The organism is Micromonospora sp. NBC_01740 (assembly GCF_035920365.1).
Lineage (GTDB): Bacteria > Actinomycetota > Actinomycetes > Mycobacteriales > Micromonosporaceae > Micromonospora > Micromonospora reichwaldensis.
In genome coordinates, this window is sequence record NZ_CP109150.1 from 3,683,033 (window position 1) to 3,706,190 (window position 23,158).

The following is a 23,158-nucleotide window of genomic DNA, read 5'->3' on the forward strand; positions in this document are numbered from 1 at the left end:
TCCGAGGGCTTCCGCCACAGGGCGGAAGGAGCTTTAGGGCTCTTTAGGTTGATACATGCCCGAACATGATTTTTGGCGTCTTTCGGGTTGGATGACCGATTTTTCGTCCGCAGGGCCGAGGGCTCGTCGGGTCAACGGGCGGGCACGCCCTTGACCACGACACCGTCCGGCACGTCCCGGACGACGCAGGCGCCCGCCCCGACGGTGCTGTCCCGGCCCACCCGCAGGCCCTGCAACACGGCCGCCGTCGTGCCGACCAGCACCCCCTCCGCCAGGTGGCAGTCGCCCGAGACGGCGGCCAGCGGATTGACCGAGACGAAGTCGGCGAGGGTGCAGTCGTGCCCGACCGTGGCGTTCTGGTTGAGGTGCACGTGCCGGCCGAGCGTGACGTTGGTGGTGACCCGGGCCCCCGCGAAGGCGACGAGGCCCGGGCCGTGCACCGTGTCCGGCCCGATCGTCGCCGCCGGATGCACGAGGCTCGCCGCCGGCGTGCCGTACGCCTCGACCCGGGCGGCGACCGCCCGCCGGACGCGCGGGTCGCCGATGCCGATGACGTGGTGCGCGTCCGGGGGCGCGTCGCGCAGCCAGGCGACGCCGCCGAGATAGGGCACGTCGAGCCGTTGCACCCGCTTCAGGTTCTCCTCGGAGGGCCGGTCGTCGACGAACCCGAGGAGGCGCCAGCGTGGCCGGCCGGCGGCGACGTCCATCGCCCGCGCGATCGTGAGGACCTCCCGGCCGTGCCCGCCGCAGCCGACGACCACCAGCGGGACCGTCACGCCGTCGACCCTCCCGTACGGGCCGCCAGGAACTCGTCGACGGCGGCGAGGACGAGGCCGACCTGCCGCTCGTTCATCGCGCTGCCGCTGGGCAGGGCCAGCCCGTCGGCGAACAGCCGCTCGGCCACTCCGGTGACGAGGCACTCGGCGTCGGCGTACGCCGGTTGCAGGTGCATCGGCTTCCAGACCGGGCGGGTCTCGATGTCCCGCCCCGCCAGGTGGGCGGCCAGGTCGGCGGCCCGCCAGCCGGCCCGCCGCGGGTCGACCGCGATGGTGGTCAGCCAGCAGTTGGAGCCGGGGTCCTCCACGCCGAGCAGCCGCACACCCGGGACCGGGGCGAAGAGCTTGGCGTACTGGTCGCGCAGGTGCCGGCGCCGGGCGATCATCCCGTCCAGCCGGACGAGCTGGGCGCGGCCCAACGCGGCGAGCAGGTTGCTCAGTCGGTAGTTGTAGCCCGTCTCGCGGTGCTCGTAGTGCGGCGTCGGCTCGCGGGCCTGGGTCGACAGGAACCGGGCCCGGGCCAGCAGGGCCGCGTCGTCGGAGACGAGCATCCCGCCGCCCGAGGTGGTCATGATCTTGTTGCCGTTGAAGGAGAGGATGCCCACCTGCCCGAAGGAGCCGGCGGGCCGGCCGTGATGGGTCGCGCCGAGGGCCTCCGCGGCGTCCTCGACCACCGGTACGCCCGCCGCCGCGCAGACCGGGGCCAGCGCGGTGTGGTCGGCGCAGCTGCCGAAGAGGTCGACGGGGACGACCGCTCCGACGCGCTGCCCCCGGAGGACGAGTGCCCGGATCAGCTCGTCCACGAGGGCCACGTCGAGGTTCCCGGAGTGCGGGTCGCAGTCGACGAAGACCGGCCGGGCACCGGCGTAGCGGACCGCGTTCGCGCTCGCCACGAACGTCAGCGTCGGCACGATGACGGCGTCGCCGGGCCCGACTCCCACTCCGAGCAGCGCCAGGTGCAGCGCGGCCGTGCCGGAACTCACGGCGACGGCCCCGTGCGTGCCCACCCGCGTGGCGACCTCGCGCTCGAACGCGTCGAGGTCCGGGCCGACGGGCGCGACCCAGCCGGACCGCAGGGCCGCGACGACGTAAGACTCCTCCAGCGGCCCGACGTCGGGCGGGGACAGGTGGATGGTCCCGCTCATCGGCCACCTCCGGCGGGGACGGTGAGGGTGGCGTCCGGTCCCGGCACTGCCGGGGCGGGCGGGTGCGTGCCGAGGAACTCGGGAGCCGTGGCCGAGCCCGCTGCGGAGATCCCCTCGCGGCGCAGCACGGTGCGGACGGTCGCGGCGAGGATCGACAGGTCCAGCCGCAGGCTGCGGTGGTCGACGTACCAGACGTCCAGGTCCAGCTTCTCCTCCCAGCCCAGGCTGTTGCGGCCACGCACCTGGGCCAGCCCGGTGACGCCCGGCCTAACCTCGTGCCGGCGGGCCTGGGTGGGGGAGTAGCGCGGCAGATACTCGGTGAGCAGGGGACGGGGGCCGACCAGGCTCATGTCGCCGCGCAGCACGTTCCACAGCGTCGGCAGCTCGTCCAGGCTGGTGGAGCGCAGGAAGCGCCCCAGCGGCGTCAGCCGGTCCCCGTCGCGCACCCGTCCCCGCAGCGGATCCGGCGGGAGCATGGTACGGAACTTGACCAGCTCGAACACCCGGCCGTGCCGCCCCACGCGGGGCTGCCGGAACAGCACCGGCCGACCGAGTCCCGCCGCCACCAGCACCGCCACGACGAGGACCAGTGGCGCGGTCAGCGCCAGCAGCACCGCGGCCGCCAGCACGTCGATCGCCCGCTTCAGGGCCTCCGGTCGGGGCCGCTCCGCGAGGCTTCTTCCCGGCGTGTCCACGGAACCAGGCAAGGCTTCGACCTCCAGGGCAGAGTCGGGCACCAGTTGACAAACACGTTCTAACAGGGGCGAACACGCCAGCGGTGCGGAATCGCGACACTGGCCGCCGATCCCGACAGGTCAACCGCGCAACCGCCCGTCAGGACGCGGCCCGACACCGAAGACGTGCCCCTCGACCTAGCTCCTGGCGGCCGCGTGGTAGCTGTTGCAGCTCGATCGGTTGCTGTACTTCGCTGCTGTATTGCCGCCGCGGCGTTCACATCGCGGCGCTCATCTGAGCCGAGCTTGTGCTGTTTGATCAAGCGCCGTCAGCTGCGGAACGTGTTCGAGTGGTGCCAGGCGAAGTAAGGCGCACTCTCCTTCGTGTGGGCGTTGACGGGTCGACCTTCGAGGCCGGCCAGCTTGCTGGCGATTGCCACGTGCTCTGGCTCCGAGCTGCTCGTGACGATGTAGCCGTGCTCGTTGACGCTGATGTAGCCAGTCTCGAACAGCGCATCGCAACTGAAGACACAGGCGAGCATCCCACGTGTGTCAGGCGTTCCGTGTCAGTGCAGAACGACCGCGGTGTAGTTCGCTCTAAGCGCGAGCGTCGCTTTCATCGGGTGGAACCGGACTCATGCCCTAGCTCCTAGCCGAAGCGCCAATAATGCGCAAGAGCTCAGGGTTTAGTCCGCTCATAAATCCCGGCATGGCCGCATGCATCATCGCGACAACCGACGCCGCCCGCCAAGCGATCGAGACTGCTCTCGGCTCAACTTCAGCATTCGTGTCCCCTCGAACGTGGGCTTGGGCGTCGCGCCAGTCATCATGGATAGAGTAAGCCGTGAGGTATGGGCGCCTAACAAACCCGATAGGATGTCTACCCTTCAACAGCTCTTCGCCTCGAACAGGAACTAGAGCTGGAGCCATCAAGGAGTTATCGCGGAAAAGCAGATCCCGAACCTCTCTGCTGTAGAACGCTGCCGGGTCAATTAGCCGCTTGAAAGCAGGGGCATAAACGAGATAGTGGCGTTCCCGCAATCTAGTCGAAAGTCTTGGCCCGGATCTGCCTATCCTGCCGCCGATGATCGCAATCGGGTCACCTGCAGGTTGCGCCAAGAGCTCGATCTCAGAATTGTGTTCAAATAGCTGAGCAACGACCGGAACAATGACCGACTCATAACCGAGGATCTCGAGAGCCCGGGCGAGCTCAGCGCACACCGTCGACGAGGGCCTGAAATAGAACTCACTCTCCAGTTCCTTCTGAGCCGAAAGCACCGCATAGAGTAACCGAACGTCCATCGGCAGCGCTTCTTTAGACCATAAGCGGCGCCTATTTTCGGGATACACGGGAAGCTTCACCGGCACGGGCTTGGCGGCGGTCGCTGGGACTTGACGAGGCGCCGTTCCGGCCCCCGCTGGTGTTTGTCTAGTAGGCGCATCGGCCTCAGGGGTCGCCTTCGTCAATCCACTCGAGAAGGCTTGGGTGCGACGGTTGCCACGTGCGGATCTCTTTCTCTTGTTCAAGCTTAGCCGCCCCCTTGCTCAAGCTTGTGATCAAGCAGGGCCGGATCACACGTCCGCAGCGACTGACAGATCACGTGGTATAGCTGCAGAGGCCCAATATGCTTACCTGCCTGGGCTTCTGACAAATCTCGTTCGTCGACCAATTCCACATGTGCGAGAGCCCGGGCGAATTGACCCTCTGTCACGGCCAGGAAAGCTTGATAGACGAGCAGCCTAGCCCTGTCATGCGGCCGAAACCGGCCACCCGCGTGCTCGTACTGCATGGCAAGTGTCAAAGCCCGTTCGAGAGCGTTGCAAGCACCGGGATCGCCGGCAACCTCGTACGTAACTGTGAAGTAAGCCGTGCCAAGAACGAGGTTCGTTAAGTCCAAGTAGGCGATCGCTAAGCTGGTCGCTGCTTGCGAAAAACCATCCAATACCTCGATGCAACCTATCCAATCATGACTCTGGGCTTTCGCCTCAGCCAAGAGCCTCAGCAAGGTGACGGTATGCTGGCCTGTGTGCTCGCTCTCAAGCAGGGTTTCAATGTATCTGCCGGTCACTGCCGCATCCGACGGCGATCTCAGCATCTCGTTTACCTTGATGATTTCGTTCTGAACCTTACTGAGCCCCGTCGAAGGGAGGGTGTCGTTGTAAGTACGCAGCTTCTCCAGCACTCCACCCACGCGCTCGTCTCGACCCCAGTCCATGAAGAGCTCATTTGCGACCGCCGTCGCATTCGAGATTTGCACGCAAACCGCATCTACTTCACGGACCCTGGCGGCGTCCGCCCGCTCTAGCCCTGCCTCCAGCAGATCTGTTACCTCACTGATTACCAGCGGCGGCCTCTCGGCCCGCCTCAGGATGCAGTAGGCGAGCTGACAATGTGTTTGCAGGTCGATAAGTGGATCTGGATTCGAAGCGCTTGTCAGGTAGCGCATTTCAGAACGCAGGCACCGCTCTGCATTGTGCCAATCCTCGTAAAACATGAGGGCGCCTGCAGTGTTTCCCCAGAGCAGCGCGAGGTTGTTATTGTCAAAACGCTGGTGGTCGCCGTAATCGCCGAGGGCAATGCACTGCTCCAGGAACTGTCCGACTAGGTCATACCGGCCTGCATCGATGAGACCCGCGAGCCAGGACTGAGCGAAGAACGCGGCTTGAGTGACAATGTCCTCCTCGATTCCCGACCTGCGGGCTTCCTCCCGAAGAACCTCTTGCACAACTTCGTTCATGGATATTGTGTAGTTAAGCGAGGATGGCCCCTCCGCCGAGCGCTCGAAATTCAGGGGACTATCCACCGCAACAAGCGATTCTTTCCGCATCGCTCTAACAATTTCACCAATTTGGGCCTTCTCACCTCTGTAAGGTATTGGCCCAGTCAGGCCCTGCTGAAGCGCCGACTTTGGGTCGAGAAAGATACACATCAGCAAAAGGTGCACCGGTATGTGTCTGGATGACATATAGGCAGCAAACCACAAAGCCTTAGACGCACATTCCGCCGCTATGTCTATATCGCCTCGAACGCGCATGCGGCCCCACGCCAACCGGATTGCTGCGGCAAGGGTCTGAGGGTAGCCGAGCGGCACGGAGTTCTCATCGTCTAGGGCGCGCACCAGCGCACGCTTGTAGTTTCCAATTCCGTCGGTATCCCCATAACATTCCCTCAAATATGCAGCCGCGAGTTCCAGTGCCAACGGCCAGCGTTGAAGGTATTCAACGAACCCCCGGAGCTGGCCCTCAGATTCGTCGGTGCTCCCCTCACGGCCAACGAGCCTTGTCGAGATAAGGTTAAGGGCTTGATCCTGGGTCATGGGAGGGACGACGATTTTGCTGACGCGAGGGCCGCTCCATGCCGTCTGATCGGTGGTCGTGATAAGAACATGGCCCAATCCCGCGGTGGGGAGCCATGTTCTTACCTGCGGATACTCGATAGCATTGTCAAATACAAGCAGCCATGGTTGGCCCAGCTGGGCGAGCGCAAGATGTATTCGCTGCTTGAGGTCTGTTTGGAATTTCGCCGAGGGAACCTGAGCCAGACACCACTGATCGATCACCGAGAAGGAGTGGTTCAACGATTCCGTGCTGCTCGCATCCACCCACAAAACAGCGGCGTAGGAGTCGCTGCGGTCGGCCGCCCACGCTGCGGCTAAGCTCGTCTTTCCAATTCCAGAAAGGCCGCTCAATACACACACAGGAAGGCGCATGTTGGTGATTGGAGTCGGCAGCGAGCCTTCGATTTCCTCAAGCATCTCAGGGCGCGCAATGTCGGGCTGACGAGCGGGAACTGTTACGTACTCTGTCCAACCTCGGTGCCCGATCGCGTCAGCTAATGTGACTGCATCGATGCACAACGTCCGCTTTAGCGTGGCGAAGGGTATGCGCGGTTCGCCTTGCGCCGCCGCCTTGGCGATGACTTCGGAAACAAGATATCCAAGTAGGAGACCAGCGGCATCCCACCCAACCGATTCGGCATCTGAGAACCTTCGACGGAGAACTCGAACCTTCTCACGTAATGCACTCCGTACCTCATATCGGCTCCGCTCGTCGATTCGGATTCTGCAGCGAGCGATTCGCTCCCACACCATCGAGTCGGTGGGCGGTAGGTTTTCGGAGACGCTCTTTGCCTTCGCTACGAGGGAAAGAATCTCAGCACGGAGGTTGGAGGCGTCTGATGGTGGGTTAGTTAGAACGCGTTGCAAAGCTCCGAGCCCGGGTCCCGCAGCTCGATTAGTTAGCAGCAAGTACGAATCCGCCTTTACGCTAACTAGTCTAAGAATGATCTTTACTGCCTCCGAGGCGGAGATGGTCGATGCCTCGCTCCCACTTTTGACTTGCACCGCAAGGAGGCACCTGTCGTCGGAGTTCAGTGCAAAGTCGACAATCTCGGCATCGGCATTCGGATCGTCTCTTGGTGGCTCCTCAACGAACAACGTCGTGGCGCGCCGATCCTCAGCAGAAATCGAATCGAGACTGTACTCAAGAGCTTGCAGGAACTGATACTCAAAGCCGCGGATTGCTTCTCGGCCGCCCATCGACTCTCGCTTCCGACGTCTAACTGGATCTGTAATTTTCCAACCATACTAGGGGAATCGGACTTGCTCCATCGAGCCGGCAAAGATAGGATTCTATACGTCTAATCGGGCGCCCGCAGCCCGCCGTGCTGTCGGCATCCCGATGCTCCTATGGAGGTCAAGGGGTGAGGGCGGCGAAGTCTGCGCGTAGGGCGGTGTAGATGTCGCGGACGATGTAGCGCTTGAGGCAGCGGAGGATTTCTTGCTTGCTGAGGCCTTCGGTGGTGCGTCGTTGCTGGTAGGCGCGGGTGCGTGGGTCGTAGCGCAGGCGGCAGAGGGCGATGGTGTGTAGGGCGTGGTTGGCGTCGCGGTCGCCTCCTCGGTGGAGGCGGTGGCGGCGCACTCGTCCGGAGCTGGCGGGGATGGGTGCGGCGCCGCAGAGGTGGGCGAGGGCTGCTTCGGAGCGCAGCCTGTCGGGGTTGTCGCCGGCGGTGGTGAGTAGTTGGGCGGCGACGTCGGTGCCGATGCCGAACAGGGCGCTGGTGCGTGGTGCGGCTTGGCGGACCAGCGGTGCCAGCTGCCGGTCGAGCGTGGTGATTTCCTCGGTGAGCGCGGTGATCCGTCGGGCGAGGCCGGCCAGCGCGGCGGCGGTGGCGTGTTTCGGGTCGTGGAGCTGGGTCGGGTCGGTATTAAGTGCGGCGCAGCGGTTAACCAGGACGGCGGCGCTGGTCTTCGTCAACTGCGCCCGTAGGCCTTCGGGGGCGGCGGCGACCAGGCCGCGCATCTGGTTGATGGCCGCCGTGCGGGCCTTGACTGCCCCTTGTCGGGCTACTCGTAGAGCGCGGATGGCTTCGACCGGGCCGGTGCGGGTCTTGGGCGTGCCCTTGGCGGTGCCGGCGAGGGTGGCCCTGGCGGCGGCGATGGCGTCGATCGGGTCGGACTTGCCTTTGTTCCGGCGAGTCCTGCGGTCCGGACGATCCACCTCGGCGACCGTGACCCACGTCGCGGTCCTGGTGGGGCGGCAGGTGGGCCGACGCCGGTGTTCGGCGCATCCGCCTGCCTGCGCTCAGGGCGTCGCGTCGCCGCCTTCGAGCCGGCGGACGAGTAGCGTGCGCAGGGGGATCGACTCGCCGTCGCGACCACCCGCGCCGACCACGAGCGGTGGTGGACTCGGCTGGGGCTCGGCCCCGAACAGCAGGGCGCGCGGGCCGCCGGCCACGGTCAGCAGGTGGAACCGCCCGTCGACGTCGACGGCCCTGGTACGGGCCCGGTCGACGTACCAGCCGCGCAGCCCCGTCCGGTAGCTGCCGCGCCCGTCGAGGCCCCGGGCCGTGAGCCGTTCGGTGGGCAGGCCGCGCCGGGTCGCCTCGGCGACGAACCAACCGACCAGCTCCGCCGCCTCGGCGTGCTCGGCCGCCCGCCGGCGCTCGTCGGCGGCCGCGTGCGCCCGCACCGCCTCCCGCTGCCGTTCCCGCCACTCCAGGCCGTCGCCCCGATCCACGACCGCGACGGTACGCCCCGCCGCCCGCCACCGGAAAGCACCACCGCGAGATCCACGCCGCTGACCTGGTCTGTCGCCGGACACTCCGGCGTGCCCACCGCCGGTCCGGTCTGGCGGTGGCGCATCTCGGGGACGCACCGGCGCGCGCCTCGCCCCGGTCCGGCCGGTAGGGTGGCGCGCTCCGGGAAGCACCAGCGCGCCCTATCGGCGGTCCGGTCGGTCGACAGGCGCGCACCACCGGGCGCTGACGGTCGTGAGCAGGTCCGGGCGTGAGGTCCGCACGACGCTGTCGAGCTGAGTCGTTTGCGACATCGGGCGCTGGCGGTCGTGGGAGGTCCGTGGGTGAGAGGTCTGCGTGACGCTGTCGAGCTGAGTCGTTTGCGGCATCAGGCGGTTGCCTGAACCGTCGTTGAATCGTCTACGACATCAGCTCGACAGCGTCGTGCGTGCGTCCCGCGCCGCCCTGGAGTCCGGCCAGATGGCCTGGAACCTGGCCGGTCTCCAGGGCCCTGCGTGCCGCGTCGCTCCGGGCCGCTTGGGCCGTGTCAGGCCATTCCGGCCCACTCCGGCCCAGGCCAGTCCGGCCCAGGCCACTCCGGCCCAGGCCAGTCCGTGTCAGGCCAGTCCGGCCCGGCGCAGTGCGTCCGCCATGGCGTCGTTGGCCGGCGCCGGTCCCGCTGCGCCACGGCCCTGCCGTTGCGCCCCGCCGCGCCCGCCGCCCTGCCCGGACTGACCGCCCTGACCGCCTCGCCCGCCGCTGCCCTGACCGCCGCCGCCCTGACCGCCGCGTCCGCCGCCCTGGGCGCCCCGGTCACCGCCCTGGCCGGGCTGGCCGCCCTGGCCGCCCCGCGAGGCGCCCCGGTCGCCGCGCGGTCCGCCCTGCCCGCCACGTTCGCGGCGCCCGCCGTCCGGGCCGCCGCGCCCGGCGCCCGCCTCCGCGTGGTCCTCCAACCGGAGGGTGAGCGAGATCCGCTTGCGGGGCACGTCGACGTCGAGCACCTTGACCCGTACGACGTCGCCCGACTTGACCACCTCGCGCGGGTCCTTCACGAACGTCCGGGACATGGCCGAGACGTGCACCAGCCCGTCCTGGTGCACGCCGACGTCCACGAACGCGCCGAACGCGGCCACGTTGGTCACCACGCCCTCCAGCACCATGCCGGGCACCAGGTCGCTGATCTTCTCCACCCCCTCGACGAAGGTGGCGGTGCGGAACTCCGGCCGCGGGTCGCGGCCCGGCTTCTCCAACTCGGCGAGGATGTCGGTGACGGTGGGCAGGCCGAAGGTGTCGTCGACGAAGTCGGTGGCCCGCAGCCCTCGCAGGATGGCGCTCCGGCCGATCAGCGACCGCAGGTCCTGGCCCGTGGTGGACAGGATCCGGCGGACCACCGGGTACGCCTCGGGGTGCACGCTGGAGGAGTCCAGCGGGTCGTCGCCGCCGGGGATGCGCAGGAAGCCGGCACACTGCTCGAAGGCCTTCGGGCCGAGCCGGGCGACCTTCTTCAGCTCCGACCGGGTGCGGAACGGACCGTTCGCGTCGCGGTGCAGCACGATGTTCTCCGCCAGCCCGGCGCCGATGCCCGAGACCCGGGTCAGCAGCGGCGCGGAGGCGGTGTTGACGTCGACGCCGACCGCGTTGACGCAGTCCTCGACCACCGCGTCCAGCGACCGGGAGAGCTTCACCTCCGACAGGTCGTGCTGGTACTGGCCGACCCCGATCGAGCGCGGGTCGATCTTGACCAGCTCGGCGAGCGGATCCTGCAGGCGGCGGGCGATGGAGACCGCGCCGCGCAGCGAGACGTCCAGCCCGGGCAGCTCCTGCGAGGCGTACGCGGAGGCGGAGTAGACCGACGCGCCGGCCTCGGAGACCACCACCTTGGTGAGGTTGAGCTGCGGGTACCGCTTGATCAGCTCGCCGGCGAGCTTGTCGGTCTCCCGGCTGGCGGTGCCGTTGCCGATGGCGACCAGCTCGACGCCGTGCGCCCCGGCCAGCCGGGCGAGGGTCTCGATCGAGGCGTCCCACTGCCGGCGCGGCTCGTGCGGGTAGATCGTGTCGGTGGCCACCACCTTGCCGGTCGCGTCCACGACGGCGACCTTCACGCCGGTGCGCAGGCCCGGGTCCAGCCCCATCGTGGGCCGGGTGCCGGCCGGCGCGGCGAGCAGCAGGTCCCGCAGGTTGGTCGCGAAGACCCGCACCGCCTCCTCCTCGGCCGCCTGCCACAGGCGCATCCGCAGGTCCGCCCCGAGGTGGATGAGGATCCGCGTACGCCAGGCCCAGCGCACCGTGTCGGCCAGCCACCGGTCCGCCGGCCGGCCCTTGTCGGTGATGCCGAACCGCCCGGCGATCGCCGCCTCGTAGCGGCTCGGCCCGGTGACCACCGCGTCGGCCTCGCCGGCCTCCTCGGACTCCATGGTCAGGTCGAGCACGCCCTCCTTCTCGCCCCGGAACATGGCCAGGATCCGGTGCGAGGGCAGCTTCGGGTACGGCTCGGCGAAGTCGAAGTAGTCGGCGAACTTCGCGCCGGCCGACTCCTGCCCGTCGCGTACCCGGGAGGCCAGCCGGCCCCGCGACCACATCTGCTCGCGCAGCGTGCCGATCAGGTCGGCGTCCTCGGCGAAACGCTCGATGAGGATCGCGCGGGCGCCCTCCAGGGCGGCGGCGGCATCGGCCACGCCCTTCTCCGCGTCCACGAAGCCGGCGGCGGTCTGGCGTGGGTCCTGGCCCGGGTCGGCCAGCAGCGACTCGGCGAGCGGCTCCAGCCCGGCCTCGCGGGCGATCTGCGCCCGCGTGCGGCGCTTGGGCTTGTACGGCAGGTAGATGTCCTCCAGGCGGGACTTCGAGTCGGCCGCCATGATCTGCGCTTCCAGGGCCTCGTCGAGCTTGCCCTGACCACGGATCGACTCCAGCACCGCCGCGCGCCGCTCGTCCAGCTCGCGCAGGTAGCGCAGCCGCTCCTCCAGGGTGCGCAGCTGGGTGTCGTCGAGCAGGCCGGTGGCCTCCTTGCGGTAGCGGGCGATGAACGGCACGGTCGCACCGCCGTCGAGCAGCTCCACGGCCGCCCGTACCTGACGCTCGGCGACGCCGATTTCCTCGGCGATCCGCTGATGAACAGAGAGGGTCACGATCTCGATCCGCCTTCGGTGTGGGTTCCGCCCTGCATTGTGCCGGCCCGCACCGACGGCCGTCGCCGCCCCCGGCCCGGCGAGCCGCCCCACCCCTTCCTTGCACCGCCTCGCCCGCGACGCCGCCCGCTGCGCTAGCGTGGCGATCATGGAACAGCCCGTGGACCCGCGCGCCCGGCGGCTCTTCGGCGGCAGCGCCCGGGCGCTCGGCGACCTCGCCGCCAGCCCGTTCCGGGCCGACCGCGACCGCATCGTCGCCTCGCCGTTCTTCGCCCGGCTCAACGGCGTGACCCAGGTGGTCAGCCCCGGCGGCTCCGGCCTGCTCGTGCACAACCGGCTGACCCACAGCCTCAAGGTGGCGCAGGTGGCGCGCGCCATCGCCGAGCGGCTCACCGCCGACGAGGCGCACCGCGACCTGCTGGAGAAGCTGGGCGGCTGCGACCCGGACGTGGTGGAGGCCGCCGCGCTCGCGCACGACCTCGGCCACCCGCCGTTCGGGCACCTGGGGGAGCGGGTGCTGGACCGGCTGGCCCGCCAGCGGCTCGGGCTGACCGACGGGTTCGAGGGCAACGCCCAGTCGTACCGGATCGTCACCAGCACCGAGATCCGCGGCGCGGCGACCACCGGCCTGGACCTCACGGCGGCGGTGCGGGCGGCGCTGCTGAAGTACCCGTGGACGCGGCTGGACCACCCCGACCCGCACCCCCGGCTGCTGGACCCGCCGCCGCGCGGCGCCACCCCGCCGCCGGACGACCCGGACAGCGGCTCGTCGAAGTTCGGGGCGTACCGGACCGAGCTCGGCGACCTGCGGCAGGCCCGGGAGCCGTTCGTGGGGCGCATCCCGGACTGGCAGCAGACCCCCGAGGCGTCGATCATGGACACCGCCGACGACGTCGCGTACGCGATCCACGACGTGGAGGACTTCTACCGGGTCGGGGTGCTCCAGCAGGGCGCGGTGGCCGCCGAGCTGATGGCCTGGCAGCGCGAGAGCGGGCACTTCCGGGCCATCACCGACGCGGCCCTGGCCGCCGCCGCCCGCCGGCCCGGCTCGGCGATCGAGCGGCTGCGCCGGCAACTGCACCGCAAGGACGCCTGGATCGCCGACGACGACGCGTTCGCCGCCGCCGTCGAGCACGTCCGCGAGGAGTTGGTGGAGGGGCTGCTCGCGATGCCCTTCGACGGCTCCATCGAGGCGGAGCAGTACGTGGCCCGGTTCTCCGCCCGGTGGACGACCCGCTTCGTCGACGCGATCACCGTGGTCGAGCAGCCGGCGGTCCGCTCCGGTCACGTGCTGCTCGCCCCCGCGCAGTGGCACGAGGTGCAGGTGCTCAAGTTCGTCCACCACCGGTTCGTGCTGGCCCGGCCGGACCTGGCCCTGCACCAGCGCGGGCAGGCCCGGCTGCTGGGCACCCTGGTGGAGGCGCTGCTGGAGTGGCTGCTCGACCCCGAGGAGGAGTCCCGGCTGCCGCGCCGCCTGCACGACCTCGTGGAGCTGGCCGAGGCGGAGCTGCACCCGCGTACGCCGGACCGGATCGGCAAGGCCCGCGGGCGGGCGATCGTCGACTTCGTCGCCCAGCTCACCGACGGTCAGGCGGTCGCCATGCTGGACGCCCTGTCGGGCCGCTCCGGGGCGCTCTGGACCGACGCCTTCGTCCTCTGAGGGGCGGCGCCGCGGCACGCCCCACGGCGCTCAGGCGACGGCCTGCCACCAGCCGTCGACGGCCGGCGGGTCGTCCACCACCACCCGCTCCCCGGGGCGGGGCACGGCCAGCCGTACGTCCCGGGCCTTAGCCTCGGCCCAGATCCGGTCCACCGGCTCGGACCAGTCGTGCAGGGCGAGGTTGAACGTCGCCCAGTGCACCGGTACGAGCAGCCCGCCGCGCAGGTCGAGGTGGGCGGCGACGGCCTCCTCGGGGAACATGTGGATGCTCGGCCAGGCCCGGTCGTACGCCCCGATCTGCACCAGCGTGACGTCGAACGGCCCGTGCCGCTCGCCGATCTCGGCGTAGCCGTCGAAGTAGCCGGAGTCGCCGGTGTAGAAGACCTTCCGGTGCGCGCCGGCGACCACCCAGGAGCTCCAGAGCGTCCCGTCGCGGCGCAGCCCCCGGCCGGAGAAGTGCTGCGCGGCGGTGGCCGTGATCTCCAGCCCCGCCACCCGGTGGCTCTCCTCCCAGTCCAGCTCGACGATCCGCCCGGCCGGTACGCCCCAGCGGTCCAGGTGCGCGCCCACGCCCAGGGGCACCAGGAACGGCGCCGACTGCAGGGCGGTCAGCGCCTGGACGGTCGCCATGTCGAGGTGGTCGTAGTGGTCGTGCGAGATCAGGATCGCGTCCACCGGGGGCAGTTCGTCGAGGCGTACCGGCGGCTCGTGCAGGCGGCGCGGGCCGACCAGGGCCGACGGGGAGCACCGGTCGCTCCACACCGGGTCGACCAGCACCCGGCGGCCCTCGATCTCGATCAGCGCGGAGGCGTGGCCGTACCAGACGATGTTCAGCTCACGCCCGGCGTCGGTGGCCGGGGCGGCGCCCGGGCGCGACAGCGGCACGGCGGCGCCCGGCCGGCGCTTCTGCTTGCCGAAGATCAGCTCGCGGATCAGGTTGCGGTCGGGGGTGCCGGCCATCGAACGGGAGCCGCCCGGGTTGCGGAAGGCGCCGTCGTGGAACCGGGGCGAGCGGGCGGCCCGCTCCGCGCGGGCGCCGGTGAGCCGGCCGCCGAGCGCCGCCGGCACGTCCCGGGCCACCCACGCGAGCCCGGCGAGCGCGGCCAGCCCGGCCGCTCCGCGTAGCCGCCGCCCGAGTGCCCGGTCGGGTCCCGCGCGTTCCGGTGCTGCGCCCATCGTCGTCCCTCCGCCGTGTCCCGTCGTACACGGTAGCCCGGCCACCAGGGGACCGGCGGAAGGTCGGCGGGGCCCGCCGGGACGGCGGACCCCGCACGTCGCGGGGCGGCTCAGCCGCCGTTGCTGGGCCGCTGGGCGGTCGGCCGGTGGGTGAGGCCGGTGCCGGTGAGGCGGTCCACCGAGGCCAGGAAGCGCCGGCCCATCCGGGCGCGGGCCTCGACGGCGGGATGCGTGGCGCCGTAGTCGGCCGGCTCGGCCTGCCCGTCGGCGAAGAGGGCGTACGTCAGCACGGGCGCACCGGCCGTGTCGAAGATCACCCCGGCCTCGTGCCGGGCGTCGGCGAACCAGCCGGCCTTCGTGGCGACGCGGGCCCGCTCGGTCGAGGACATCACCCGCCGGATCCCGTCGGTGTACGCGACGGGGGCGCGCAGCAGCCGCAGCACGAGCGCCGTGCCGGCCGGCGAGAGCAGCGTGCCGGCCACCAGCGCGCGCAGCAGGTCGTGGGTCTCCCGGGGGGTGCTGGTGCCGAGGAAGAACCGGTTGGGGTTGGCGACGGGCTGCACCTGCGTGTTCGGGAAGCCCTTGTCGCGCAGGATCCCGTTGAGCTCGGCGGCCGGGCAGACCAGGCCGCACAGCCGTACCGCCGTGTCGTCGGAGACGGTCAGCAGGTTGGCCAGCACGTGCCCGAGGGTCACGAAGCTCGGGTACGCCCCGTCGAGGCTGAACATGCCGTCCCCGCCGGGCACCACGATCGCCTCGGTCACCTCGACCCGCTGGTCGAGCGTCAGCAGTCCCCGGTCGACCTTGTCGAGCACCGCCACGGCGACCGCGATCTTGTTGACGCTGTACGCCTCGATGCGCCGGTCCGGCTCGTCGGACACGGCCACCACCGGGGCACCAGCCGGGTCGGCGACGCTGACGTACGCCTGCCAGTTGCCGCCCGCTGCCACCGTCTGCCGTTCGTAGATCGCGGCCACCCGGCGGGCGGCCTGCCCGGGCGTCGCCGGCGCCGGTTCGGCGACCTCGGGGGCGGCGGACGCCGGCGCGGCGGCGCCGAGCACCGTTCCCGCCGTGGCCACCGTGCCCAGTCCCAGCGCGGTCCTGCGGTTCACCCGGATAGTCAATCGTCTCTCCCGTCGTGGTGGGCCGGCCCACCACCCTAGGCGAGACGATCGACGCCGGTGATCCCGCGCGGCGCTCACGGCAGCCGGCGCCGGACGGCCGCCACGACCGGGCCGGGCAGTTCCCCGATGGCCCGCGCCACCCGCTGGAGGTCGGGCAGCCAGCCGCCGCGCACCGACGCGGCGGCCGGGTCCGGCGCGAACACCGTGCCGTCGTGCGGTGCGACCGGCCGGTCGGTCAGCCCGAGCAGTCGCATCAACGGCCCGACGAGGGCGTCGTAGACGCCCGGCAGCATGGTGAAGCCGATCCGCATGACCAGGTTGACCCGGCCCACCGACACCTCCCGGCGGGGCCGGTCGGCGCAGTCCACGATGGCCCGCGCCACCCGCTCCGGGGTGGTGACGGGCGGCGGGGGCCGGCCGGCCCGGCCGAGGTGGTTCGCGGCCCGCTGGTAGACCGGGGTGTCCACACTGCCCGGGTTGACGATGCAGACGTGCACCCCCGGGGTCTCCCGGGCCTCCTGCTGCAGGGTACGGGTCAGCCCCTGCAACCCCCACTTGCTCGCCACGTAGCCGCTCATGTAGGGCGCGGTGATGTGGCCCAGCACCGACCCGGTGAGGATCAGTGTTCCCCCGCCGTCCGCCGAGAAGCGGCGCAGCGCCACCCGGGCCACCGCGGCGGCGGCGAGCAGGTCGGTGCGCACCACCTGCTCGAAGACCCGCTCCGGGGTCTCCTCGAACCGGCCGTACGCCATCACCGCCGCCGTGTGCACCCAGACGTCGATGCCGCCGAACCGGTCGAGGGCCGCGTCGGCGAGCGCCGTCAGCGCGCCGTCGGCGGTGATGTCGGTAGGCACCTGGAGCACCTGCGCGCCCGCCGCCCGGCACTCGTCGCGCACCGCGGCGAGGGTGACGGGGGAGCGGGCGGCGAGCACGAGACGGTCCCCGCGTGCCGCGAAGGCCCGGGCCGCCGCCCGGCCGATCCCGCTGGTCGCGCCCGTCACGACCACCGTCCGGGTCACGGTGCCAGCACGACCTTGACGCAGCCGTCCTCCTTCTTCTGGAACATCTCGTACGCCTGCGGCGCCTCCGCCAGTGGCACCCGGTGGGTACGCAGGTCCATCACGCCCAGCGGGTCGTCGTCGCCGGAGAGCAGCGGGATGATCTCGTCGGTCCACCGGCGCACGTGGCACTGCCCCATCCGCAGCTGGACGCCCCGGTCGAACATCTCCATCAGGGGCATCGGGTCGACCTCGCCGCCGTAGACGCCGGAGATGGAGACCGTGCCGCCGCGGCGGACGGCCTTGAGCGCGGCCTTGAGCACGACGAGCCGGTCGACGCCCGCCTTGTCGGTCATGGTCTGCGCGAGCTTGTCCGGCAGCAGCCCGGTGGCGGCCTGGGCGAGCTTGCCGAGGGGCGCGCCGTGGGCCTCCATGCCCACCGCGTCGATGACGGCGTCGGGGCCGCGCCCGTCGACGAGGTCGATCAGCGCGCTGGGCACGTCGTCCAGTTGGCTGACGTCGAGCACCTCGATGCCGTGCCGGCGGGCCATCGCCAACCGCTCCGGCACCAGGTCCAGCCCGATGACCCGGTCCGCGCCGAGGTGCCGGCCGATGCGGGCGCAGAGCTGACCGACCGGCCCGAGCCCGAAGACGGCGAGGGTACCGCCGCGTGGGGTGTCGGCGTACTTCACCGCCTGCCAGGCGGTCGGCAGGATGTCGGACAGGTAGAGCCAGCGCTCGTCGGGCCCGGTGTCGGGCACCTTGATCGGGCCGAACTGGGCGTGCGGCACCCGCAGGTACTCCGCCTGCCCACCGGGCACCGAGCCGTAGAGCGACGTGTAGCCGAACAGCGCGGCGCCCTTGCCCTCGGCCGTCACCTGGGTGGTCTCGCACTGCGCGTACAGCTGCCGGTCGCACATCCAGCAGGAGCCGCAGGAGATGTTGAACGGCACCACCACCCGGTCGCCCGGCTTGAGCCGGGTCACCCCCGCGCCCACCTCCTCGACGATGCCCATCGGCTCGTGACCGAGGACGTCGCCGGGCTTCAGGTACGGCCCGAGCACCTCGTACAGGTGCAGGTCGGAGCCGCAGATCGCGGTCGAGGTGATCCGGACGACGGCGTCGGTCGGCTCCTCGATCCGCGGATCGGGCACCTCCTCCACCCGTACGTCCCGCTTGCCCTGCCAGGTCAGTGCCTTCATGTCCCGTCGTCCCCTCCTCGTGCCGTCCCCGGGGTTGCTACCCGCCCCCGACGACTTGAACCGGCACGGAGCGCCGAGGTGGCCGATGGCGGGCGGGTCGCGATGGCGGGGCCAGGGGCGGGTCGCGACAGCCGGGCCGGGGGCGGGTGGTTCGGGCGGCATCGAGGGCCGGGATCGCGTGGGTGACGGCCCGCAGCCGCCGCGGGGATGGTCGAAGCCGGATGCGCATGGTCGGGCGTCGTCCCCGAAGCGGCTCCGGCCCGGTGTCCGGTGGCCCGGCGTTTGGTGGCCCGGTGTCCGGTGGCCCGGTGTCCGGTGGCCCGGCGTTTGGTGGCCTGGCGTCCGGTGGCCCGGCGGTCCGATGGTGCGGCGTCCGGTGGTCTGGTGGTGCGGCGTGCGGCGTGCAGCGTGCGGCGGTCTGGTGGTCCGGTGGTCCGGTGGCTGCCTGTCGAGCTGATGTCGCAGACGACTCAGCTGATGTCGCAAACGATTCAGCTCGACAGGGCGCGAGCAGGGAGATCCGGCCGGGCGGGACAGTGGGCCGTATCGGGGCAGACCAAACTCCGTCGAAGTCGAAGTCGAAGTCGAAGTCGAAGTCGAAATCGGGGCGCGGGCGTCGCGGTGGGGAGGGGGACGGCGGGCCGGCGATCGGCAGGTGCTACGGCGAGGGTCGCCGCGATCGGGTGGGCGCTACGGCGAGGGCCGCCGCGTTGGAAGACGCGGCGGCCCTGTGCCGACCTCGCCGGCGTGAGGTGTGCGGCTCAGGAACCGGGGGTGTTGTCGCCCCGCTTCGAGGTGGCCATCAGGAAGTCGCGGTTGAGCCGGCCGATGGTGTTCAGCGGGATGCCCTTCGGGCAGACCACGGTGCACTCACCGGCGTTGGTGCAGCCGCCGAAGCCGGCCTCGTCGTGCGCGTCGACCATGCCGATCACCCGGGTGTAGCGCTCCGGCTGGCCCTGCGGCAGGAGCGAGAGCTGGGTGACCTTCGCGGCGGTGAAGAGCATGGCGGAGCCGTTCGGGCAGGCCGCCACGCAGGCGCCGCAGCCGATGCACTCCGCCGCCTCGAAGGCAGCGTCCGCGTTGGCCTTGGCGACCGGGGTCGAGTGCGCCTCGGGGGCGCTGCCGGTCGGCGCGGTGATGTAGCCGCCGGCCGCGATGATCTTGTCAAAGGCGCCCCGGTTGACCACCAGGTCCTTGATGACCGGGAAGGCCCGGGCCCGCCACGGCTCGATGTCGATCGTCTCGCCGTCGGAGAACTGCCGCATGTGCAGCTGGCAGGCGGTGGTGCCGCGCTGCGGCCCGTGCGCGTCGCCGTTGATCATCAGGCCGCACATGCCGCAGATGCCCTCGCGGCAGTCGTGGTCGAACGCCACCGGCTCCTCGCCGGCGAGGATCAGCCGCTCGTTGAGGACGTCGAGCATCTCCAGGAACGACATGTCCGGGGAGACGTCGTCGACCTTGTAGGTCACCATCCGACCCTTGTCCTCGGGGCCGGACTGGCGCCAGATGCGCAGGGTCAGGTTCACTTGTAGCTCCGCTGCGTGGGGTGGACGTATTCGAAGTTCAGGTCTTCCTTGTGCAGCACCGAGGGCTCGCCGGTGGCGGTGAACTCCCAGGCCGCCACGTACGCGAAGCGGTCGTCGTCGCGCTCCGCCTCACCGTCGGGCGTCTGGTGCTCGGCCCGGAAGTGACCGCCGCAGGACTCCTCGCGGTGCAGCGCGTCGATGCACATCAGCTCCGCCAGCTCGAAGAAGTCGGCCACCCGGCCGGCCTTCTCCAGCGACTGGTTGAGCCCCTCGCCGGTGCCCGGCACCCGGACCCGCTGCCAGAACTGCTCGCGCAGGGCGCGGATCTCGTCGATCGCCTTGCGCAGCCCGGCCTCACTGCGCTCCATGCCGCAGTGCTCCCACATGATCTGGCCCAGCTCGCGGTGGAACGAGTCCACGGTCCGGTCGCCGTCGACGGCCAGCAGCCGCTGGATCCGGTCCTCGACGTCGGCGCGGGCCTGCACGGCCGCCGGGTGCGTGGCGTCGACCTTCTCGAACGGGCCGGACGCCAGGTAGTGGGCGACGGTGTTCGGCAGCACGAAGTAGCCGTCGGCCAGACCCTGCATCAGCGCCGAGGCGCCGAGCCGGTTCGCGCCGTGGTCGGAGAAGTTCGCCTCGCCGATCACGAACAGGCCCGGGATGGACGACTGGAGGTCGTAGTCGACCCAGAGGCCGCCCATCGTGTAGTGCACGGCGGGGTAGATCCGCATCGGCACCTCGTACGGGTCCTCGCCGGTGATCCGCTCGTACATCTCGAAGAGGTTGCCGTACTTGGCCTCGATGGCCTTGCGGCCGAGCCGGTCGATCGCGTCGGAGAAGTCGAGGTAGACGCCGAGCCCCGTCTGGCCGACGCCGCGCCCCTCGTCGCAGACGTTCTTCGCGGCGCGCGACGCGATGTCGCGGGGGACCAGGTTGCCGAAGGAGGGGTAGATCCGCTCCAGGTAGTAGTCCCGCTCGTCCTCAGGGATCTCCCTCGGGCTGCGGGTGTCGCCCTTGGTCTTGGGCACCCAGACCCGGCCGTCGTTGCGCAGCGACTCGCTCATCAGGGTCAGCTTCGACTGGTGGTCGCCGGAGACCGGGATGCAGGTCGGGTGGATCTGCGTGTAGCAGGGGTTGGCGAAGTACGCGCCCTTGCGGTGGGCCCGCCAGGTGGCGGTGACGTTGCAGCCCTTGGCATTGGTGGAGAGGTAGAAGACGTTGCCGTAGCCGCCGGAGGCGAGCACGACGGCGTCCGCGAACTCGGTGGTGATCTCGCCGGTGACCATGTCCCGGACGACGATGCCGCGGGCCTTGCCGTCGACGACGATCAGCTCCAGCATCTCGTGCCGGGTGTTCATCTCCACGTTGCCGAGGCCGATCTGCCGCTCCAGCGCCTGGTACGCGCCGAGCAGCAGCTGCTGGCCCGTCTGGCCCCGGGCGTAGAAGGTGCGCTGCACCTGCGCGCCGCCGAAGGAGCGGGTGTCCAGCAGGCCGCCGTACTCGCGGGCGAACGGGACGCCCTGGGCGACGCACTGGTCGATGATGTTGACCGAGACCTCGGCCAGCCGGTGCACGTTGGACTCCCGGGAGCGGAAGTCGCCGCCCTTGACGGTGTCGTAGAAGAGGCGGTGCACCGAGTCGCCGTCGTTGCGGTAGTTCTTGGCGGCGTTGATGCCGCCCTGCGCGGCGATGGAGTGCGCCCGGCGCGGGCTGTCCTGGTAGCAGTAGGTCTTGACCCGGTAGCCCTGCTCGCCCAGCGTGGCGGCGGCCGAGCCGCCGGCCAGGCCGGTGCCGACCACGATCACGGTCATCTTGCGGCGGTTGGCCGGGTTGACCAGCTTGGCCTCGAAGCGGCGGCGTTCCCAGCGGGTCTCGATGGGGCCGTCGGGAGCCTTGGTGTCGGCGATCGGGTCGCCCTCGGTGTAGAGATCCATGTCAGGACACCAATCCGGTGAGTACGGCGAACGGGACCGCCAGGTAGCCGGCGCAGAGCACGACGGCGAATCCCAGCGCCACGGCTCGGGCCCGCCGCTCGCCGCGCGGGCTCTGCTGGCCGAGGCTGCGCAGCGCGCTGAACAGGCCGTGCCGCAGGTGGAAGCCGAGGGTGACGACCGCCAGGGTGTAGAAGAGCGTGACGTACCAGCGCTCCGGGGCGAAGTCGGCCACCACGTTGGCGTACGGCCGGCTCGGGTCGCCGACCGGGTTCAGCGTGCCGGTGGTGAGGTCCAGGATGTGGTAGATCACGAAGAGCAGGATGATCACGCCACCCCAGCGCATGGTGCGGGCCGCGTAGCTGCCCTGCACCTTCTTGCGGTGCGCGTACTGCACCGGGCGGGCGGCGCGGGCGCGCACGGCGAGGGCGGTCGCGGCCCAGATGTGGCCGAGCACCGCCGCCAGCAGCCCGATCCGCAGGATCCACAGGAACCACACGCCGGGCAGGATCGGGGCGCCGATCTCGCGCAGCCAGTGCGCGTAGTGGTCGAACGAGGTCGCCCCCGTGAAGATCTTCAGGTTGCCGAGCATGTGCGCGATGAGGAACAGCACCAGGATGATGCCCGTCACCGCCATGACGGCCTTCAGGCCGACGCTGGAGCGGATGGGCGACCGAGTTCTCGTGACTACCACGCGATCGACGCTAGGAGCACTTGATTCAGTCGTCCAATGCATCGAACTCGCAGTCTTGATAGCTATAGGCTATGTAGATGCAGCTCCATCAGCTGAAGTACTTCGTTGCGGTGGCCGAAGTACGACATTTCACCCAAGCCGCCGACATCGTGGGCATCACCCAGCCCTCGTTGAGTAAGCAAGTTCACGCCCTCGAGGACGGCCTCGGCGCCCCGCTGTTCGAGCGGGTAAGGGGCAACATCACGCTCACCGCAGCCGGTGAGGTGCTGCTGCCGCTGGCCAAGCGGATCCTCGCCGACGTCGACACCGCAACCCGCGAGGTGCAGGAGCTGGTCGGCCTGCGCCGTGGTCGGGTCCGGCTCGGCGCCACCCCCAGCCTCGCCACCTCGCTCGCCCCACCCGTGCTGCGCCGGTTCCGCGACGCCCACCCCACCATCGACCTTCGGGTGGAGGAGAGCGGCTCACAGGACCTGGTCCGCGGCCTGCTCCGCGGCGACCTCGACCTGGCACTGATCATCATGCCGGCCCAGGGCGCCGACCCGGGGCTGCGCGCCGACCCCATCCTGCGGGAGAGCCTGGTGGTCGCCTCCGTCGAGGAGCTGTCGGTGAGCCCGGAGACCGGTCAGCTGCGCGTCGCCGACCTGCGCGACCAGCCGATGGTGATGTTCCGGGAGGGCTACGACCTGCGCGACGCCACCCTCCAGGCCTGCCGGGAGGCCGGCTTCGAGCCGACCATCGCCGTCGACGGGGGCGAGATGGACGCGGTGCTGAGCTTCGTCGAGGCCGGGCTGGGCGTCGCGCTGGTCCCCGGCATCGTGGTGGCCCGGCGCCCCGGCGTGCGCGTCACCCGGCTGGCCCCACCCGGCGTCCGGCGGACCATCGCGGTCGCCCGGCGCCGCGACGTGGTGCCCACCCACGCCGGCCGGGAGCTGCGCCGGATACTGCTGGACTACGTCCGCGACGCCACCACCGGCGGGGACCTGCCGCCGGGCGTCGAGCCCCTCTGACGCCGCCGGCACGCGCCCGGCCGCACTGGTCCCACGGCGCCGGAACGCGCCGGTCCCACGCCGCCCGGCCGTGCCGTCCCAGGCCGCCCGGCCGCGCCATCCGA

At 70.5% G+C, this 23,158-nt stretch carries 16 protein-coding genes and 1 pseudogene; 2 read left to right on the plus strand and 15 right to left on the minus strand.

Features of this window, described 5'->3' with window-relative positions:
* Window positions 1-131 precede the first annotated feature (131 nt).
* From OG989_RS17140 to OG989_RS17175, 8 genes and pseudogenes are all read right to left on the minus strand, one after another.
* The gene (locus OG989_RS17140; protein WP_132235840.1) at window positions 132-776 is read right to left on the minus strand and encodes an acetyltransferase; all 645 of its coding nucleotides are present in this window, start codon (window positions 774-776) and stop codon (window positions 132-134) included.
* The gene (locus tag OG989_RS17145; protein WP_151455459.1) at window positions 773-1,921 is read right to left on the minus strand and encodes a DegT/DnrJ/EryC1/StrS family aminotransferase; all 1,149 of its coding nucleotides are present in this window, start codon (window positions 1,919-1,921) and stop codon (window positions 773-775) included. Before OG989_RS17145 ends, OG989_RS17140 begins: the two co-directional genes overlap by 4 nt.
* Window positions 1,918-2,628 carry a sugar transferase gene (locus OG989_RS17150; RefSeq protein ID WP_327027567.1) on the minus strand — a complete coding sequence of 237 codons (711 nt, stop codon included), beginning with the start codon at window positions 2,626-2,628 and terminating at the stop codon, window positions 1,918-1,920. The genes OG989_RS17145 and OG989_RS17150 overlap by 4 nt, the downstream gene beginning before the upstream one ends.
* A gap of 296 nt (window positions 2,629-2,924) precedes the next feature.
* Complete coding sequence (locus OG989_RS17155) at window positions 2,925-3,137, minus strand: hypothetical protein (protein ID WP_327027568.1); 213 nt, start codon at window positions 3,135-3,137, stop codon at window positions 2,925-2,927.
* Window positions 3,138-4,124: 987 nt separating this feature from the next.
* Window positions 4,125-7,133, minus strand: coding sequence for an NB-ARC domain-containing protein (locus OG989_RS17160; RefSeq protein WP_327027569.1), 3,009 nt, complete (start codon window positions 7,131-7,133; stop codon window positions 4,125-4,127).
* 157 nt (window positions 7,134-7,290) lie between these two features.
* Window positions 7,291-8,109: pseudogene (locus tag OG989_RS17165) on the minus strand (transposase); the annotation flags it as partial.
* Between the two features lie 69 nt (window positions 8,110-8,178).
* A complete protein-coding gene (locus OG989_RS17170) occupies window positions 8,179-8,613 on the minus strand; it encodes a hypothetical protein (RefSeq protein ID WP_327027571.1) in 435 nt (144 codons plus the stop codon).
* Between the two features lie 615 nt (window positions 8,614-9,228).
* On the minus strand, window positions 9,229-11,736 hold the full coding sequence (locus tag OG989_RS17175) for a Tex family protein (RefSeq protein ID WP_327027572.1): 2,508 nt from the start codon (window positions 11,734-11,736) through the stop codon (window positions 9,229-9,231).
* Window positions 11,737-11,884: 148 nt separating this feature from the next.
* On the opposite strand from OG989_RS17175, the gene OG989_RS17180 reads away from it, so the two are divergent.
* Window positions 11,885-13,396, plus strand: coding sequence for a deoxyguanosinetriphosphate triphosphohydrolase family protein (locus OG989_RS17180; protein ID WP_327027573.1), 1,512 nt, complete (start codon window positions 11,885-11,887; stop codon window positions 13,394-13,396).
* 30 nt (window positions 13,397-13,426) lie between these two features.
* Here the strand turns inward: OG989_RS17180 and OG989_RS17185 are convergent, their stop codons facing one another.
* The 7 genes from OG989_RS17185 to OG989_RS17215 all read right to left on the minus strand — a co-directional run bounded on the left by OG989_RS17185 (window position 13,427) and on the right by OG989_RS17215 (window position 22,047).
* The gene (locus OG989_RS17185) at window positions 13,427-14,572 is read right to left on the minus strand and encodes an MBL fold metallo-hydrolase (RefSeq protein WP_327027574.1); all 1,146 of its coding nucleotides are present in this window, start codon (window positions 14,570-14,572) and stop codon (window positions 13,427-13,429) included.
* 110 nt (window positions 14,573-14,682) lie between these two features.
* On the minus strand, window positions 14,683-15,684 hold the full coding sequence (locus tag OG989_RS17190) for a serine hydrolase (protein WP_225852431.1): 1,002 nt from the start codon (window positions 15,682-15,684) through the stop codon (window positions 14,683-14,685).
* Window positions 15,685-15,770: 86 nt separating this feature from the next.
* Window positions 15,771-16,715, minus strand: a complete 945-nt coding sequence (locus tag OG989_RS17195; RefSeq protein ID WP_151456732.1) for an SDR family NAD(P)-dependent oxidoreductase — start codon at window positions 16,713-16,715, stop codon at window positions 15,771-15,773.
* Entirely contained in the window at window positions 16,712-17,896 is a 1,185-nt protein-coding gene (locus OG989_RS17200) for a zinc-dependent alcohol dehydrogenase (protein WP_327027576.1), read from the minus strand. The genes OG989_RS17195 and OG989_RS17200 overlap by 4 nt, the downstream gene beginning before the upstream one ends.
* A gap of 761 nt (window positions 17,897-18,657) precedes the next feature.
* Window positions 18,658-19,422, minus strand: coding sequence for a succinate dehydrogenase/fumarate reductase iron-sulfur subunit (locus OG989_RS17205; RefSeq protein ID WP_132235856.1), 765 nt, complete (start codon window positions 19,420-19,422; stop codon window positions 18,658-18,660).
* The gene (locus OG989_RS17210; RefSeq protein ID WP_327027577.1) at window positions 19,419-21,356 is read right to left on the minus strand and encodes a fumarate reductase/succinate dehydrogenase flavoprotein subunit; all 1,938 of its coding nucleotides are present in this window, start codon (window positions 21,354-21,356) and stop codon (window positions 19,419-19,421) included. Before OG989_RS17210 ends, OG989_RS17205 begins: the two co-directional genes overlap by 4 nt.
* Window position 21,357: 1 nt before the next feature.
* On the minus strand, window positions 21,358-22,047 hold the full coding sequence (locus OG989_RS17215) for a succinate dehydrogenase cytochrome b subunit (RefSeq protein WP_225852390.1): 690 nt from the start codon (window positions 22,045-22,047) through the stop codon (window positions 21,358-21,360).
* 77 nt (window positions 22,048-22,124) lie between these two features.
* Here OG989_RS17215 and OG989_RS17220 point away from each other — a divergent pair, with 77 nt between their 5' ends.
* Window positions 22,125-23,054, plus strand: a complete 930-nt coding sequence (locus OG989_RS17220) for a LysR family transcriptional regulator (RefSeq protein ID WP_327027578.1) — start codon at window positions 22,125-22,127, stop codon at window positions 23,052-23,054.
* Window positions 23,055-23,158 lie beyond the last annotated feature (104 nt).